The sequence below is a fragment of the Streptomyces sp. URMC 127 genome, assembly GCF_051386535.1.
Lineage (GTDB): Bacteria > Actinomycetota > Actinomycetes > Streptomycetales > Streptomycetaceae > Streptomyces.
This window is the reverse complement of sequence record NZ_JBPQTW010000155.1, coordinates 1-16,367: the sequence shown is the minus strand read 5'-3', so window position 1 is coordinate 16,367 and position 16,367 is coordinate 1. Positions and strand designations below refer to the sequence as shown.

Below are 16,367 nucleotides of genomic sequence, written 5' to 3'. Positions count from 1 at the left end.
GCTGGGTGGGGCGTACCTGGGCTGGGAGGGGCAGGCCCCCGGGACCCCGTCGCGCGCTCGGGCTCAGACGTCGGCCGGGATGGGTGGGGAGCTGGCCGGGCTTGGTTTATGCCAGCTCCGCCAGCAGGTCTTCCTCCGTTGCGCCTCGGCGCCAGTAGCCCGTGAAGGTGACCGTGCGGCGGTCGAGGCCGCGGTCGTTGACCAGGTGGCGGCGCAGGCCGCGGACGGTTCCCGATTCGCCGGCGAGCCACGCGTAGGGCTTGCCGGCGGGGAGGTCCGCGGCGCGGACGGCGCTCAGGACGGGCTCGGCCGCGCCCCGTACGAGCCAGGTGATCTCCGCGTCGGCGTCGGTGGGCAGGTCCTGGACGTCGTCCGCGTGGGGGACCTCGATCCATACCTTCGCGGGGGTGCCGGCCGGGAGCCAGGCGAGGATGCCGGCGACGGCGGGCAGGGCGGTCTCGTCGGCGGCGACCAGGACCCAGTCGGTGTCAGCGGGCGGCTGGAAGTCGACGCCGCCGTTGTCCTCGACGACGGGGGCGAGGACGGTGACGCGGTCGCCGGGGCGGGCGGCCTGGGCCCAGTTGGTGGCCGGGCCGCCGTGCCCGCCGGCGTCGCCGTGCACGGCGAAGTCGACGTCCATCTCGTCCGGCTCCCGGCGCAGGTCCCGCACGGTGTAGGTGCGCATGAAGGCCCGTACGGCCGGGTCCTGGGCCCGCCACTCGGTGAACCACGTCTCGTCGCGGGCGGCGGGCAGCACCGGTGCGTCCTGGCCGGGCTGCGGCAGGAACAGCTTGAAGCGCTGGTCGCGGCCGCGGGCGACGACGTCGCGGAGCTCCTCGCCGCCGAAGGTGACCCGCATCATGGCGGGGCTGATCCGCTCGGTGCGGAGCACCTCCAGATCGAAGAAGCGGTACGGGAGGGTGGTGCTGCCGGCCATACGGGGTGTTGCCCTTTCGCTCGGTTCGCGCGGTCAGCGCGGTTCGCTCGGTTGCGCCTGCCGGGCGGTCAGGCGACCTTCCTGGCCTTCTGGACGGCCTCGGCGAGGGCCTCGACGAGCGGTGCGCACCCGGCGTACGAGTAGCGCGGCTCGCTGAGCCAGGGGCTGACCTGGCCGGCCTTGACGGCGGGCAGCTCGGCCCAGGTGGGCTTGGCCGCGAGGTCCTTCGGCTGGAGGGCGGAGGTGCGGTTGTCGAGGAGGATCAGGTCGGCGGGGTACTTGCCGGCGTTCTCCCAGCTGAGGCTCTCGAAGAAGCCGCCGGTGACCTTGCCGGGGACGACGAACTCGACGCCGAGGGACGTGAAGTAGGTGAGGTCGGCGTAGACGCCGGGGTCGGAGACGTAGAGCAGGTCGGCGGAGCCGGAGGCGGCGAGGACCTTGAGGCCCTTGTTGGCCCGAGCGGCCTTGCGGAGGGTCTCGGAGGCCTTCTCGAAGCGGGCCTTGGCGTCGGTGACGCGCTTGGCCTTGAGGTCGGCACCGAGGGAGGCGGCGAGTTCGGCGTAGCGCCCGATGACGTGGGTGAGGGAGACCTTCGAGACGTTGATGCCGATGCTGGGGGCGAAGGCGAGGATCTTCTTCTTGCTCTCGTCCGGCACGTACCAGAGCTCGGTGCCCTGGATCATGTTGGTGACGAGGAGTTCGGGGGAGAGGGCCGCGTACTTCTCGACGTTGAACTCGCCCCATGCGTTGCCGAGGACGGTCAGCTTGCCGACGTCGAGGTCGCCGGCCTGCGGGTCGGGCTTGCCGTCCTTGAGGACGGTCGGGCCGAAGACGGCGGTGCACTCGGCGCCGAAGTCGTGGAGGGCCGCGGCGGTGCCGGTGAAGGCGACGACCTTCTTGGGGGTGTGAGGGGCCTTCGCGGTCTCGCCGCGGTCGTCCTTGAACGACCAGGGACCGGAAGCGGAACCTGAGTCCCCGTCCGCGGAGCCCTTGGAGCCGCCGCCTCCGCAGGCCGTCAGAAGGGCGCCGGCCCCGAGGGCGCCACCGGCGGCCAGCAGGCCACGGCGGGACAGAAGGGAGGTGCTGAGGGGGCGGGGGGTGCTCATGGTGGTGCGCTTCTCTCGGGAATGAGACGAGAACGGGGGGAGTTAAGGGTAGGCTAACCTAAGGTTCGTGTTGGTTGACAGTCCCCCCGAGCCCCCGGCGGACGCCGCTCCGCTGCCGCCGCAGATACCCCCGGCAAGCCGTAAGCGGAATGCCGCGCGGGCTGCCGGCCTGCTCGCGGCGACCGGTCTGCTGCTGCTCGTCGCGGTCGCGAGCATCGCCGTCGGCGCCAAACCGCTGCCGCTGGAGGCGGTCTGGGACGGGCTGTTCCACCCGGCGCACGGCGAGGCCGGCGTCATCGTGCGCGACGTGCGCCTGCCCCGTACGGTCCTCGGCCTGCTCGCCGGTGCCGCGCTCGGCCTCTCCGGCGCCGTGATGCAGGCCCTCACCCGCAACCCGCTCGCCGAACCGGGCATCCTCGGCGTCAACGCGGGCGCCGCGGCGGCCGTCGTGTCCGCCATCACCTTCCTCGGCGTCAGCTCGGCCGCCGGCTACGTGTGGTTCGCCCTCGCCGGCGCGGCCGTCGTCGCCGTCGTCGTCCACGTCCTCGGCGGCAGCCGGGGCGCCACGCCCGTCCGCCTCGCGCTCGCCGGCACCGCCGTGACGTACGCGCTCTACGGCTACGTCAACTCCGTGCAGCTGATGGACTCCGCCGCGCTCGACCGGATGCGCTTCTGGACCGTCGGCTCGCTCGCGTCCGCCAGTGGCGACGTCATCCGGCAGGTCCTGCCCTTCATCGCCGCCGGCACGCTGCTCGCCCTCGCGCTCGCCCGGCCGCTGAACGCCATGGCCCTCGGCGACGACAGCGCCCGCGCCCTCGGCACCCGGCCCGCCCGCACCCGCGTCCTCGCGCTGACGGCCGTCACCCTGCTGTGCGGCGCCGCGACCGCCGCCTGCGGGCCCGTCGTCTTCATCGGCCTGATCGTCCCGCACGCCGTGCGCGCCCTCACCGGGCCCGACCAGCGCTGGGTCCTGCCGTACGCGGCCGTCCTGTCGCCCGTGCTGCTGCTCGGCGCGGACATCCTCGGACGGGTCGTCACCCGGCCCGGCGAGCTCCAGGCCGGCATCGTGACGGCCGTCATCGGCGGCCCCGTCTTCATCTACCTCGTACGGCGCCGGAGGGTGGCCCAGCAGTGAGCGCGTCCGCACGTACCGTCCGCACCCGCGGCGGGCTCTCCCTGCGCGTCGCCCCGCGCGCCGCCCTCGTCACCCTGATGCTCCTGGCCGTCGCCGCGGCGGCGTCCGTCGCCCTCATCGGGACCGGCGACTTCCCGATGACCCCCGTGGACGTCCTGCGGACGCTCTCCGGCGGCGGCACCCCCGCGCAGGACGTCATCGTCCACGACCTGCGGCTGCCGCGCGTCCTGGTGGGCCTGCTCGCCGGCGGCTGCCTCGGCCTGGCCGGCGCCGTCTTCCAGTCCGTCTCCCGCAACCCGCTGGGCAGCCCCGACGTCATCGGCTTCGGGCAGGGCTCCGCGGCCGGCGCGCTCGTCGTCATCGTCCTCTTCCACGGCGACCCGTTCGCCGTGTCCGCCGGAGCCGTCGTGGGCGGCATCCTCACCGGCCTCGCCGTCTACCTGCTGACGTGGAAGAAGGGCATCAACGGCTACCGGCTCGTCCTCGTCGGCATCGGCGCCGCCGCCGTCCTCACCGGCGTGCGCGACTACCTGATGACCAAGGCCGACCTCGTCGACGCCACCCGCTCCATGATCTGGCTGGTCGGCTCCCTCAACGGCCGCGACTGGAACCAGGTGCAGCCCCTGCTCCTCGCCGCCGCCGTCCTCTTCCCCGTCGTGCTCGGGCACGGCCGCGCCCTGCGGATGCTGGAGATGGGCGACGACGCCGCGTACGCCCTCGGCGTGCGCGCCGAGCGGACCCGGCTCGTGGTCATGGCCTGCGCCGTGCTGCTCACCGCCGCCGCCACGGCCGCCGCCGGGCCCGTCGGCTTCGTGGCCCTCGCCGCCCCGCAGCTCGCCCGCCGGCTGACCCGTGCCGCCGGGCCCGGCCTCTTCGCCGCCGCGGCCATGGGCGCGGCCCTGCTCGTCGGCGCCGACTGGGCCTCGCAGCGGCTCTTCGGGGCCGACAAGCTGCCCGTCGGAGCCCTCACCGGGATGCTCGGCGGCTGCTATCTGCTGTGGCTGCTGTTCACGGAGCGGAAGGCGGGGCGCGTATGAGCCGCGCGGCGGACGCACTGCACACCACCGGCACGCCCCCTCAGCAAGGAGACCGCCCCATGAGCCGACTGACGGCCGCATCCGTCACGCTCGCCTACGACCAGCGCGTCATCGCCGAGAACCTCTCGGTCGCGATCCCCGACCGGTCCTTCACCGTCATCGTCGGCCCCAACGCCTGCGGCAAGTCCACGCTGCTGCGCGCCCTCGCCCGGATGCTCAAGCCGGCCGCCGGATCCGTCCTCCTGGACGGCGCCGCCATCGGCTCGTACCCGGCGAAGCAGGTCGCCCGCACGCTCGGCCTGCTCCCGCAGTCCTCCATCGCGCCCGACGGCATCACCGTCGGCGACCTCGTCGCCCGCGGCCGCTACCCCCACCAGGGCCTGCTGCGCCAGTGGTCGCGCGAGGACGAGCGGATCGTCAACGAGTCCATGGCCGCCACCGGCGTCGGCGCGCTCGCCGACCGGCACGTGGACGAGCTCTCCGGCGGCCAGCGCCAGCGGGTCTGGATCGCCATGGCCCTCGCCCAGCAGACGCCGCTGCTCCTGCTGGACGAACCCACCACGTACCTGGACATCCAGCACCAGATCGAGGTGCTCGACCTGTGCGCCCAGCTCCACGAGGAGCAGGGCCGCACCCTCGTCGCCGTCCTCCACGACCTCAACCACGCCGCGCGCTACGCCACCCACCTGATCGCCATGCGCGACGGCAAGGTCGTCGCCGAGGGCGCTCCGGGGGACGTCGTCACCGCCGAGCTCGTGGAGCGGGTGTTCGGGCTGCGGTGCCAGGTCATCGACGACCCGGAGACGGGGACGCCGCTGGTGGTGCCGGCGGCGCGGAAGGCGCGTACGGAGGCCGTCACCGCGCGGCCGTAGGGCTCGCTACAGGAGCGACCGCAGCCGCAGCACGTCCCGCACGCTCGCCTGGACCCGGACGCGGCCTGCGGCCCACGCCTTCGCGAAGTTCAGCCGCCCGTCGACGAGGGCCACGAGGTCGTCGCCCGACATCGTCAGCGCGATCTCCGCCCGCCGCTCGGGCGTGCCCGGCTGCGTCCGCACGTCCTGGATGTGCCCGCCGACGAGGTGGCCGGTGAAGGTCACGTCCAGGTCGGACAGGTGGCAACTGAGCGAGCGGTCGGGCGCGGCCGCGCCCCGGAGCCCGCCGTCCGAGCCCGCGAGGTTCTCCGCCAGTCTGTCGAGCGCCGCCCGGCACTCCTCGATCGTCGCCATCGGTAGGGACGGTACCGCAGGAGGGCGCGTACGCCGCAGAAGCCGCGTTCCGGGGTAGCGTCGGGGCCATGACCGAGGCCATGACCGAAGCGACGACGCCCGCGCCCGCGACCGCGCCCCCGACCGCGGCCGCCCCCGAGGACGCCGCGCCCGGCCCGCAGCCGCTCGGCGTCGCCCGCACCCCGGTCGGCGAGCCCGCCGTCGACGCGCAGCTCGTCCGGCTGGCGGACGCCGACCACCTCGCCGTGAGCGGCCACCTGGAGGTGTACGAGGATGTACACCGGGGCCTGCGGGACGCGCTGGGCGCGCTCGACCGGGGCCCCGGCCCGTCCGGGCCGCCCGCGTTCCCGGGCGCCCCCGCTTCGCACGACAACAGGAGCTGAACCACCCGTGGCAGTGACCCGCCCGCGACGCAGCCGACTCGACGCCGAGCTCGTGCGCCGTAAACTCGCCCGCTCCCGCGAGCACGCGAGCCAGCTCATCGCGGCGGGCCGGGTGACCGTCGGCGGCGCCGTCGCGACCAAGGCGGCGACCCAGGTCGAGCTCAGCGCCGCGATCGTCGTCACCGAGGACGAGAACGACCCCGACTACGTCTCCCGCGGCGGCCACAAGCTCGCCGGCGCGCTCGCCGCCTTCGTGCCGCGCGGCCTGAAGGTCGAGGGCCGCCGCGCCCTCGACGCCGGAGCGTCCACCGGCGGCTTCACCGACGTCCTGCTGCGCGCCGGCGCCGCGCACGTCGTCGCCGCCGACGTCGGCTACGGGCAGCTCGCGTGGTCGCTGCAGAGCGACGAGCGGGTCACCGTGAAGGACCGCACCAACGTCCGCGAGCTCACCCTGGAGCAGATCGACAACATCCCCGTCGACCTGATCGTCGGCGACCTGTCCTTCATCCCGCTCGGCCTGGTGCTGCCCGCCCTCGTACGCTGCGCCGCCCCCGACGCCGACCTGGTGCTCATGGTCAAGCCGCAGTTCGAGGTCGGCAAGGAGCGTCTCGGCAGCGGCGGCGTCGTGCGCAGCACCCAGCTGCGGGCCGAGGCCGTGCGCGCCGTCGCCGCCCGCGCCGCGGAACTGGGGCTGGGCGTGCTCGGCGTGACCGCCAGCCCGCTGCCCGGCCCCTCGGGCAACGTCGAGTACTTTCTGTGGCTGCGAGCCGGAGCGCCCGAACTGGACCCGGCGGGAGCGGACGCACCGTCTTCCTGCTCGCGCACACGGGCCGCCCGGCGGCCATCCGCAGCGCCGAACTGGTGGTCCAGGGGCTGCTGCGGTGCGGGATCGGCGTGCGGGCGCTCGCCGACGAGGCGGCCGACCTGCCGCTGCCGGCCGCGGTCGAGCTGGTCGAGGCCGGCCCGGGCCGGCCGGACGTCCTGGAGGGCTGCGAGCTCCTCGTCGTCCTCGGCGGCGACGGCACGCTGCTGCGCGGCGCCGAGTTCGCGCGCCGCTCCGGGGTGCCGATGCTCGGCGTCAACCTCGGCCGCGTCGGCTTCCTCGCCGAGGCCGAGCGCGACGACCTCGACAAGGTCGTGGACCGGGTCGTCACACGGGCCTACGAGGTCGAGGAGCGCATGACGCTCGACGTCGCCGTCCTGACCGACGGGCACGTCGTGCACACCGACTGGGCGCTCAACGAGGCGTCCGTGGAGAAGGCCGCGCGGGAACGGCTCCTGGAGGTCGTCACCGAGGTCGACGGGCGGCCGGTGTCCCGCTTCGGCGGCGACGGCGTCGTGTGCGCGACGCCCACCGGCTCCACCGCGTACGCCTTCTCCGCCGGCGGGCCGGTGGTCTGGCCCGAGGTCGAGGCCCTGCTGATGGTCCCGATCAGCGCCCACGCGCTGTTCGCCAAGCCCCTGGTGACGGCGCCGGACTCGGTGCTGGCGGTCGAGGTGCAGCCGCAGACCCCCAACGGGGTGCTGTGGTGCGACGGCCGCCGCACGGTCGAGCTGCCGGCCGGGGCACGGGTGGAAGTGCGGCGCGGGGCCGTGCCCGTACGGCTCGCCCGGCTGCACCACGCGTCCTTCACGGACCGGCTGGTGGCGAAGTTCGCGCTGCCGGTGGCGGGGTGGCGCGGGGCGCCGCACTAGGCCTGCCGGCCTGCTGGTCCGGACGTACGGGCCCGAGCCCGGTCCGGCACCGCCGGGCTGCGGCGTCGTGGTTGATCGCCGTTGCGGCGGGGGACATGCACGCGGCATCCCCCGCCCGAGCGGTGCGACGCCGGCGGACGACGGGCCGCGGCCCGTCAGCGCCGTCCGCCCCGCAGCAGCTCCAGCGCCTTCTTCAGGGCCGGGTCGCGGCGGGCCGTGAGGTCCTCCTCGGCGAAGACGCTCGTGCGGAACTCCGGGGGGATGCCTGCGCCGTCGTACGTCGTGCGCCCGTCCCGCGCGCTCAGGAACTCCTCGTTCGGGAGCCAGAACAGCCAGCCGTTGGGCAGCTTGCGCATGAGCCGGTCCGAGAACAGGCCCTGCGTGTTCTCGCCGACGAGCGCGGGCTTCGGGCCCCGCTGCAGCAGCGCCTGCGTGAGGGTCTCGCCCGCGCTCATGGTGAGCCGGCCGGTGAGGACCGTCAGCGGGCCGGTGTAGACGGGGCCGTCGTGCGGGGTCACCCGGACCGGCTCGGCCGGGGTGAACTTACGGGGATCGGCGGCGTCGTTGCGCGCGTGCTTGAGGTAGGCCGTGTACGGCCGGGCGGTCAGCCGCTCGGCCACGTCCAGGGCGAGCCGGTCCGAGCCGCCGCCGTTGAGGCGCAGGTCGAGGACGAGGCCGCGGAGGGCGTCCGGGCCGGTGGTGCGGGCTGTGGTGAAGACCTCGTCCAGGGCGGTGCGCAGCGCGGCCTTGTCGGCCTCGTAGCCGTCGCCCTCCCCGTAGTTCAGGAACGAGGTGATGCGCAGGAAGCCCGTCCGGCCGGGGAGCTCCGCGTACGTGATCCGCCCGCCGGCCCAGGAGCGCTGCCCGGCGGCGCCCGCCTTCGCGACGCTTGCGGCGACGGCCTCGTCGATGCGCTTGCGTGCCGTCTCGCCGGGAACGACGGTGTCCTGGCGGTGGCCGGTGAACAGGTACTCCGCGGGCCGCTGCGGGTCGACCAGCCCGGTGTGCCCGTCGTACAGCGGCCGGATCATGTCCGACAGGATGCGGAACAGCTCGGCCTCGCCGGTACCGGCGGTGACCTTGGGGCGGTAGCGGTCGCGGACGGCGTTCCAGTCGACGTGCCGGGCGGCGAAGAAGGGGTAGTTCTCGGCGTAGGTCTGCCAGAAGGTGTCGAAGACCACCCGCGGGTCCACATGCGCCTTCGGATCCGGGGCCGGGGCGTTCGCGCAGCGGTCCGGGAGCGCCGGCACGCGGTGGAGGGTGCGGTGGCCCACGTTGTCGGCGAACGCCAGCCGCGCCGTGTCGCGGCCTCGTGCGGTCACCGTGACGTCCGGCTCGCCGCCCTGCCGGAAGGGGCCGGAGGGGTCCGTACGGGAGGCGGTGAGGGCGCCGGGCAGGCAGCTGACCGCCGTCGTCTCGTACGTCCGCAGGCGGCGGCCGCCGTCCTCGACCACGGCGACCGTGCCGTAGCCGTCCATGCGCCACACGCCGTCGAGCGCGGCGGCCGGGACCGCGGGCCGGGGGCCGCGGGCGAGCGCGGTGCCCGTGCCGGCGGCGGTGGTCACGGCGACGGCGGCGGCGAGGAACAGCGCCGCGGCGCGGGGCGAACGGGAACGAACGGGCATACGGACCTCATCGGGCAGGAAGGGGCTTTGCGGTCGGCAGCAGCCTCCTCCTCCGGGGGTGCCCGGGGCCATGGAGTGATCACCCGGAACGGTGGTGGGGATTCCCCCAGGGGGGTCGGTGGGGGTGGCCGTCGCGAGGGGGCCCCGGAACCTCGTATGGTCGTATCCGTGTTGGAGGAGATGCGGATCCGGTCCTTGGGCGTCATTGACGACGCCGTCGTCGAGCTGTCGCCCGGTTTCACCGCGGTGACCGGCGAGACCGGCGCGGGCAAGACCATGGTCGTCACCAGCCTCGGTCTGCTGCTCGGCGGTCGCGCCGACCCCGCGCTGGTGCGCATGGGGGCGCGGTCCGCGGTCGTCGAGGGGCGGCTCGCCGTCGGCCCCGCGTCGCCCGTGGCGCTGCGGGCGGAGGAGGCGGGCGCCGAGCTGGACGAGGGCACGCTGCTCATCAGCCGCACCCTCTCCGCCGAAGGGCGCTCCCGGGCGCACCTGGGCGGGCGCAGCGTGCCCGTCGGGCTGCTCGGCGAGCTCGCGGACGACCTCGTGGCGGTGCACGGGCAGACCGACCAGCAGGGGCTGCTGCGGCCCGCGCGGCAGCGGCAGGCCCTCGACCGGTACGCGGGCGACGCGGTGGCCGCGCCGCTCGCCAAGTACGCCGACGCCTACCGCCGGCTGCGCACCGTCACCGCCGAGCTCACCGAGCTGACGACGCGGGCCCGCGAGCGCGCCCAGGAAGCCGACCTGCTGCGGTTCGGGCTGGACGAGGTCGCCGCCGTCGAGCCGGTCCCGGGCGAGGACGCCGAGCTCGCCGCCGAGGCGGAGCGGCTCGGGCACGCGGAGGCCCTCGCCTCCGCCGCCACCGCCGCGCACGCCGCGCTCGCGGGCAACCCCGAGGACCCCGAGGGCATCGACGCCGCCACGCTCGTCGCCGGCGCGCACCGGGCCGTGGAGGCCGTGCGCTCCCACGACCCGGCGCTCGCCGCGCTCGCCGACCGCATCGGCGAGATCGGCATCCTGCTCTCCGACGTCGCCGGGGAGCTCGCCGGATACGCCTCCGACCTGGACGCCGACCCGCTGCGGCTCGCCGCCGTGGAGGAGCGGCGCGCCGCGCTCACCCAGCTCACGCGCAAGTACGGCCAGGACATCGCCGAAGTCCTCGCCTGGGCCGAGCGGAGCGCCGCGCGGCTCGGCGAGCTCGACGGCGACGACGAGCGCATCGAAGAGCTGACCGCCGAACGGGACGCGCTGCGCGCGGAGCTGGGCGGGCTCGCCCAGGCGGTGAGCGACGCACGGGCGGAGGCGGCGGAGCGGTTCGCCGCCGCGGTCACCGCCGAGCTCGCCGAGCTGGCCATGCCGCACGCCCGCGTGACCTTCGCGGTCCGGCAGACCGAGGTCGCGGACGCGGACAGCGGCATCGACGTCGGCGGGCGCGCGGTCGCGTACGGCCCCCACGGCGCGGACGAGGTCGAGCTCCTCCTCGCCCCGCACCCGGGGGCGGTGCCCCGGCCCATCGCCAAGGGCGCGTCCGGCGGTGAGCTCTCGCGCGTCATGCTCGCCGTCGAGGTCGTCTTCGCGGGCTCCGCGCCCGTCCCCACGTACCTCTTCGACGAGGTCGACGCGGGCGTCGGCGGCAAGGCGGCCGTCGAGGTGGGCCGCCGCCTCGCGCGCCTCGCGCGGACGGCCCAGGTCGTGGTGGTCACCCACCTTCCGCAGGTGGCGGCCTTCGCCGACCGGCACCTGGTGGTGGAGAAGACCCACGAGGGGTCGGTGACGCGCAGCGGCGTGAAGGCGATGGAGGGCGAGGACCGCATCCGCGAGCTCTCGCGCATGCTGGCGGGCCAGGAGGACTCCGAACTGGCCCGGGCCCACGCGGAAGAACTCCTCGCCGCGGCGCGGGTCGCCTCCGGCGGGGGTCAGTAGACGTACGGGTTGCGCCGGCTCCGGCCTCGCCGGACTCCGGCGTTGTGGTTGCTCGCCGTGGCGGCGAGGAGACTGCCCTGGCGGTCATGGGGTCGCCTCTGGCGGGCGTGGACGGATGCGGGGCGTCTTTGACCGGCTGGGGCCGTTGGCGGGTGACCGGGCCACGGTGAAGGGGTCCGGCCCCTTCTTCCGTTGCGGCGGAGTCAAGGGTGCTGCGCATCCTTGACCGGCTGGTGCCGGTGGCCTGAGCCCCGGTGAAGGGGCCTGGCCCCTTCAATCCGCCGCGGCGGTGATCAGCCATCGTGGACGTGTCCGGCGGTGCCGGGCGTGCCGAGCGTGGTGCGGCACCGCCGGATTCCGCCGTTGTGGCTGAGCGCCGTCGCGGCGGACTCAAGGATGCGCGGCATCCTTGACCGCCGGCGAAGCGCGGCGCCGGCCGTTTTCTTCCGCCGCCGCGGCGAGTGACCCCCACGGCGTGTTCGGCGGTGCCGGACCGGCCGGTGGTGGGGGTGCGGGCCTCCGGTCGCGTGGTCGTAGGGTCGGGGCATGATCACTTCTAGGGTGGGCGCGGCGGCGCTCGGTGGGGCGGCCGTGGCGCGGGGGGTTTACGAGGCCGCCCGGCGGCGCCGGAGCCCCCGCGCCGCCGTATGGGAGCGCACCAACCACGCCGGCCGCACCGTCCACCTCCACGCCGGCCCCGCCGCGGCCGCCGGCACCGCGCTCGCCCTGGCCGTCGCGCCCGGGCTGCCGCCGCGGTCCCGGGCGGCCGGAGCGGCGGCCGTGCTCGCCGCCGCGGCGTGCGGGGCCTACGACGACTTCGCGGGGGCCGGAGATCCCCGGCGGGGGTTCCGGGCGCATCTGGGGGCGCTGCGGCGCGGGGAGGTCACCAGCGGCGCCGTGAAGCTCATCGGCATCGGGGCGGCCGCCTGCGCCGCCGGTGCGGTCGTCAAGGAGCGGCCGCTCGACAAGGCGCTGGCCGCCGTGGTGATCGCCGGCTCCGCGCACCTCGTCAACCTGCTGGACGTCAGGCCGGGCCGGGCGGCCGGAGCCGTGCTCGCGCTGGCCGCGCCCGGGCTCGCCCGGCGCCGGTCGGCGCCCCTCGCGGCCGCCCCGGTGGGCGCCGCGGCCGCCCTGATCGCGGACGATCTCGCCGAGCGGACGATGCTCGGCGACACCGGTGCGCACGCGCTCGGCGCGGGCCTCGGGCTCGCCGTCGTGGCCGGCAACGGCCGGGCCGGGCTCGCGCTGCACGCCGCCGCGCTGGTGGGCACGGCCCTCGCCATGGACGCGAGAAATCACCTATGTGAGTGAATCCGCGGATGTGCGGGCGAGGTAGGGCGCTCGACCCGCGAGACGGTGGTCCCGTGATGCCGGCGGACGCTGGCATCCTGGGCGGCAGCACCGCGCCGTACGCCTCTTCGATGCCGTTGCCGATTGCCGTTGCCGACGCCGACACCGAATCAGGAGCCCTCTCCGCGTGAGCAGTACACCCGCACCCCACGGGCGGCCGCCCCTGCACGCGGTGCAAGTGCTGGGCAGCGGGGGCGCCGGCAGCGGCGCGCACGTGCGGTCGCTGGCGGCAGGCCTGGTGGCGCGCGGGGTGCGGGTCACGGTGTGCGCGCCGCGGCCGACGGGCGAGGGCTACGGATTCGCGGCCGCGGGCGCGCTGTTCGCCCCGCTGCGGTCCGGGCCGGACGCCCTGGCCGTCGCCGGCATCCGCGCGGCCGGCGCCGGCGCCGACGTCGTGCACGCGCACGGCCTGCGCTCCGCCGTCCTCGCGGCGCTGGCGCTGCGCGGCCGCAGCACCCCCCTGGTCGTCACCTGGCACACGACGCGCCCCGCGGAGGGCGCCCGCGGCCGCTTCGTACGGCTGATGGAGCGGCGCGCGGCCCGTGCCGCGTCCGTCGTCCTCGGGGTGACGTCCGAGCTGGTGGACCGGGCCCGCACGCGCGGCGCGCGGGACGCCCGGCTGGCCCCCGCGGCCGTGCCCGCCCCGCGCCCGGCGCCGGACGACGACGAGCCGAAGGACAAGACCCGCGCCGAACTGGGCGCGGTCGCCCGCCCGTTGCTGATCACCGCGGGCCGCCTGGAGCCCGGCCAGGGCCACGGCCCGCTGCTGGACGCGGCCCGCGCCTGGCGCGACCTGGACCCCGAGCCGCTGCTGGTCATCGCGGGCGAGGGGCCCGAACGCCCGCTGCTGCAGCGCCGCATCGAGGACGAGGGCCTGCCGATCCGCCTGATCGGCCGCCGCGACGACGTGCCCGAGCTGCTCGCCGCGGCCGACGTCGCGATCCTCCCGAGCCGCTGGGAGGCCCGCTCCCTGCTCGCCCAGGAGGCGCTGCACGCGGGCGTCCCCCTGGTGGCGACGGCGGTCGGCGGCGTCCCGGACCTCGTCGGCCCCGCGGCCGAGCTCGTTCCGTACGGGGATGCCGACGCCCTCGCCGGGGCGGTGAGCCGCCTGCTGGCCGACCCCGCGCGCCGCGCCGAGCTCACCGCGGCCGGCCGCGCTCAGGCGGCCACCTGGCCCACGGAGGACGACACGGTCGCCCACGTCCTCAGCGTGTACGACGAACTGGTCTCGGGCGGGTGGAGGGCCGGGTAGCGGTCCTGCCGGCGGGACCGCTGACCGGCCCGGTGGTCACCAGTGCGCCGGCCGGCTCAGCCCCGCCGGCAGCTTCGTCCGCGCGTCGCCCCGCGCCGCGTTGAGCTGCGCCTGGGTGAGGAAGATGCTGCCGGTGAGGTCGGCCCCGCTCAGGTCCGCGTCGCGCAGGTCGGCCCCGAGGAGGTCGGCCGTGCGCAGGTCGGCGCCGCTCAGGTCGGCGGCGATCAGGTACGCCCCGCGCAGGTGGGCGCCCCGGAGGTTCGCACCGCGCAGCCGGGCGCCCATGAGGTCGGCCCCGCGCCGGTTCTTCTTCTTGCCCGGGACCTGCGCCCGTACGAGCTCGCTGGTGCGCTGCAGCAGTTCGCCGACCTCCTGCCGGCGCATCGCCACGTTCACTTCGAGGATCGCCTCGGGGCTCTCGTGGGTCAGGCGCTCGACGGCGTCGTGGACGCGGCGGATCTCGCCGTGCAGCTGCCGGGCGGCGGGCAGGGTGAGGGCCTCGGCCAGGTACCACAGCAGCTCGTGCAGCTGGCGCATGACGGGGTAGACGGCGAACATCTGCCGGGCCGTCCCCGGGTCCTGCCGCCAGTCCCGCCCGCCGAAGGTGACCTGGGAGACCTTCTGGCCCGCGCCCTGGCAGTCGTAGACGGTGCAGCCCGCGTAGCCCTTCTTCCGCAGGGCGGTGTGGATGCCGCAGCGGAAGTCCTGCTGCAGGTTGCCGCACGGCTTCCCGGCGTCCTTGCTCGCGGCGAAGTCCGCCGAGGCCACGAACGGCAGCGCGACGCAGCACAGCGCGAAGCAGCTGCCGCAGTCCGCCCGCAGGTCCTCGCGGTCCGCCGCGGCGGTGCCGGCCGCCGCCCGGTTCTTCTCTGTCCCCGTCTCTGTCCCCGTCACCGTTCGAGTAGAGCCCGGGGTGTCTGCGCAGGTCAAATCCACTCCGTGTGGCGGCGGGCGCGCAGCGCCAGACCCAGCGACAGCACCGTCTCCGGGTCCTCCAGGTCCGCGTCCAGCAGCCGCCCGATCCGCGCCAGCCGGTCGTAGAGCGTCTGGCGGTTGAGGTGGAGCTCGCGCGCGGTCTCCGCCTTGCGGCCCGCGTGCGCGAGGTAGGCGGCGAGCGTGGGCAGCAGCGCCGGCCGCGCGGCGGCATCGTGCGCGATCAGCGGCCCCAGCACCCGGTCCACGAACGCCGCCAGGTCGCCCTGGGAGCGCAGCCGCCACAGCAGGACGTCCACGTCGAGCCGCCGCACGTCGTGCCAGGGCCGGTCCGGCAGGCCCTGGGCCGCCGTCGCCGCCTCGGCCGCCCGCCGCAGCTCCGCCCCGGCCGTCTCCCACGTCGCGGGCGCCCCCGCCACCACGACGGGCGCCGGGAACCCGGCCCTCCGGCAGCCGGACGCCCAGCAGCACCGGCACCCCCGCCCCGGCCAGCTCCTCCTGCACCGCACAGGCCAGCGCGGCCCGCCCCTCCGCGGGCGCCAGGTCCGTGGCCGGCCGCATCACCAGCGGCAGCAGCGGACCGGGACCGGGCCGGAAGCCCAGCACCCGCGCCTGGGCCGGCGCCTCCGCCGCCGCCACCCGGCCCTCGGCCAGGTCGGCCAGGAAGTCGCCGCGCCCGCGCGCCGCCAGCTCCTCCTCCTGCCGGGCCTGCAGCAGCACCACCGCCAGCAGGCCCGCCGTGCGCTCCGCCGCGATCCGGTGCACGGGCGCCAGCGGCGCGTCGACCGGCAGCACGGCCAGCCGGGCCCGTACGGCGCCCGGCCCCGGCCCGTTCCCCGGCACGTCCGTGACGACCGCCCCGGCCGGACGGCCCGCCGGCGGGCGCAGCCGCTCCCACACCTGCAGCGGATCCGTACCGCCCGCGGCGCCCTCCGGCCCCGCCGCGTACAGCAGCCGCCCGTCCGGCGTCTCCAGGAAGACGGGGTTGCCCGCGAAGCCCGCGAACAGCCGCAGCACCTCCGGCACCCCGCCGCCGCCCAGCAGCAGCTCCGTGCAGCGCCGGTGCACCTCCTCGGCGCGCCGCAGCAGGGCGTAGTGCTCGTTGACCAGCTCGGTGTGGATCTCCTCCGTCACCGCGACGAACGGCACCTCCCGGTGCAGCTGCACCAGCGGCAGCCCGCACGAGCGCGCCGCGTCCACCACCGCCGCCGGGAGCGTCGCGAACCGCGCGCCCAGCTCCACGACCAGCGCCGCGATGCCGCGCTCGGCGAGCCCGCGGACGAACGCGCGCTGCTCGGCCGGGCGGCTGCCCAGCCCCAGCCCCGTCGTCAGCAGGAGCTCGCCGCCCTTCAGCAGGGCGGCGATGTTCGGGGCCTCGCCCGCGTGCACCCAGCGGACGGAGCGGTCCAGCCGGTCGCCTGCGGCGAGCACTTCGGGAAGGCCCTTGCGCAGGGTGGGCAGCTCCAGGGCCTGGGCCACGGTGATGCCCTGGGGGGCGTGCGGTTCCATGAGGCGGAACCTAGTCGCCGTCCGGCGCGGTTGTCAGATACGGGCCCAGCGTCCGGTACGGGGCGAGCCTCCGTACGGGCCGAGCGTCCGGTACGGGCTGAGGTCCGGCACGCGCTGAGGCCCGGCACGTGCTGAGGCCCGGCATCGCCGGCCGGCCCGCGAGGGTTGCTGCCGCTCTTCTGCGCCGTCCCGCACCGCCCCTACCCTGGCCCCCATGACCGCAGGCCCCGAGTCCGTCCCCTCCGGCATATCCCAGGGC

13 protein-coding genes and 2 pseudogenes are annotated in these 16,367 nt (G+C 76.0%); 9 read left to right on the top strand and 6 right to left on the bottom strand.

What is annotated here, in order from left to right; translation table 11 throughout:
- Positions 1–106: 106 nt before the first annotated feature.
- Together ACSNOH_RS25215 and ACSNOH_RS25210 are read right to left on the bottom strand one after the other, a co-directional pair.
- The gene (locus ACSNOH_RS25215; protein WP_436723707.1) at positions 107–937 is read right to left on the bottom strand and encodes a siderophore-interacting protein; all 831 of its coding nucleotides are present in this window, start codon (positions 935–937) and stop codon (positions 107–109) included.
- Between the two features lie 68 nt (positions 938–1,005).
- Complete coding sequence (locus ACSNOH_RS25210; RefSeq protein WP_436723706.1) at positions 1,006–2,043, bottom strand: ABC transporter substrate-binding protein; 1,038 nt, start codon at positions 2,041–2,043, stop codon at positions 1,006–1,008.
- A gap of 67 nt (positions 2,044–2,110) precedes the next feature.
- Between ACSNOH_RS25210 and ACSNOH_RS25205 the strand changes: the two genes are divergently transcribed.
- The 3 genes from ACSNOH_RS25205 to ACSNOH_RS25195 are packed head-to-tail and all read left to right on the top strand — an operon-like array spanning position 2,111 to position 5,087.
- Positions 2,111–3,178 carry a FecCD family ABC transporter permease gene (locus ACSNOH_RS25205; protein WP_436723705.1) on the top strand — a complete coding sequence of 356 codons (1,068 nt, stop codon included), beginning with the start codon at positions 2,111–2,113 and terminating at the stop codon, positions 3,176–3,178.
- Positions 3,175–4,215, top strand: coding sequence for a FecCD family ABC transporter permease (locus ACSNOH_RS25200; RefSeq protein ID WP_436723704.1), 1,041 nt, complete (start codon positions 3,175–3,177; stop codon positions 4,213–4,215). Before ACSNOH_RS25205 ends, ACSNOH_RS25200 begins: the two co-directional genes overlap by 4 nt.
- Positions 4,216–4,274: 59 nt before the next feature.
- Positions 4,275–5,087, top strand: a complete 813-nt coding sequence (locus ACSNOH_RS25195) for an ABC transporter ATP-binding protein (protein ID WP_436723703.1) — start codon at positions 4,275–4,277, stop codon at positions 5,085–5,087.
- Positions 5,088–5,093: 6 nt separating this feature from the next.
- Here ACSNOH_RS25195 and ACSNOH_RS25190 read toward each other — a convergent pair whose 3' ends face one another.
- Positions 5,094–5,441 (bottom strand): sterol-binding protein, encoded by a 348-nt coding sequence (locus ACSNOH_RS25190; RefSeq protein WP_436723702.1) that lies wholly within the window; start codon positions 5,439–5,441, stop codon positions 5,094–5,096.
- Positions 5,442–5,509: 68 nt separating this feature from the next.
- On the opposite strand from ACSNOH_RS25190, the gene ACSNOH_RS25185 reads away from it, so the two are divergent.
- The 3 genes and pseudogenes from ACSNOH_RS25185 (at position 5,510) to ACSNOH_RS25175 (ending at position 7,519) form a co-directional block, all read left to right on the top strand.
- Positions 5,510–5,824: a hypothetical protein gene (locus ACSNOH_RS25185; RefSeq protein ID WP_436723701.1), complete on the top strand. Its 315-nt coding sequence runs from the start codon at positions 5,510–5,512 to the stop codon at positions 5,822–5,824.
- Between the two features lie 13 nt (positions 5,825–5,837).
- A pseudogene (locus ACSNOH_RS25180) lies at positions 5,838–6,626 on the top strand (TlyA family RNA methyltransferase); the annotation flags it as partial.
- Positions 6,581–7,519: an NAD kinase gene (locus tag ACSNOH_RS25175; RefSeq protein WP_436723700.1), complete on the top strand. Its 939-nt coding sequence runs from the start codon at positions 6,581–6,583 to the stop codon at positions 7,517–7,519. The pseudogene ACSNOH_RS25180 and the gene ACSNOH_RS25175, both read left to right, overlap by 46 nt.
- Before the next feature lie 155 nt (positions 7,520–7,674).
- On the opposite strand, the gene ACSNOH_RS25170 is transcribed toward ACSNOH_RS25175, so the two are convergent.
- The gene (locus ACSNOH_RS25170) at positions 7,675–9,144 is read right to left on the bottom strand and encodes a S41 family peptidase (protein ID WP_436723699.1); all 1,470 of its coding nucleotides are present in this window, start codon (positions 9,142–9,144) and stop codon (positions 7,675–7,677) included.
- A gap of 156 nt (positions 9,145–9,300) precedes the next feature.
- Between ACSNOH_RS25170 and recN the strand changes: the two genes are divergently transcribed.
- The 3 genes from recN (at position 9,301) to ACSNOH_RS25155 (ending at position 13,666) form a co-directional block, all read left to right on the top strand.
- Positions 9,301–11,064, top strand: coding sequence for a DNA repair protein RecN (recN, locus tag ACSNOH_RS25165; RefSeq protein WP_436723698.1), 1,764 nt, complete (start codon positions 9,301–9,303; stop codon positions 11,062–11,064).
- Positions 11,065–11,610: 546 nt separating this feature from the next.
- Positions 11,611–12,375 carry a hypothetical protein gene (locus ACSNOH_RS25160; RefSeq protein WP_436723697.1) on the top strand — a complete coding sequence of 255 codons (765 nt, stop codon included), beginning with the start codon at positions 11,611–11,613 and terminating at the stop codon, positions 12,373–12,375.
- Positions 12,376–12,541: 166 nt separating this feature from the next.
- A complete protein-coding gene (locus tag ACSNOH_RS25155; protein ID WP_436723696.1) occupies positions 12,542–13,666 on the top strand; it encodes a glycosyltransferase family 4 protein in 1,125 nt (374 codons plus the stop codon).
- Between the two features lie 36 nt (positions 13,667–13,702).
- On the opposite strand, the gene ACSNOH_RS25150 is transcribed toward ACSNOH_RS25155, so the two are convergent.
- Positions 13,703–13,951, bottom strand: coding sequence for a pentapeptide repeat-containing protein (locus ACSNOH_RS25150; protein WP_436723708.1), 249 nt, complete (start codon positions 13,949–13,951; stop codon positions 13,703–13,705).
- 641 nt (positions 13,952–14,592) lie between these two features.
- Positions 14,593–16,108: pseudogene (locus ACSNOH_RS25145) on the bottom strand (PucR family transcriptional regulator).
- Positions 16,109–16,367 lie beyond the last annotated feature (259 nt).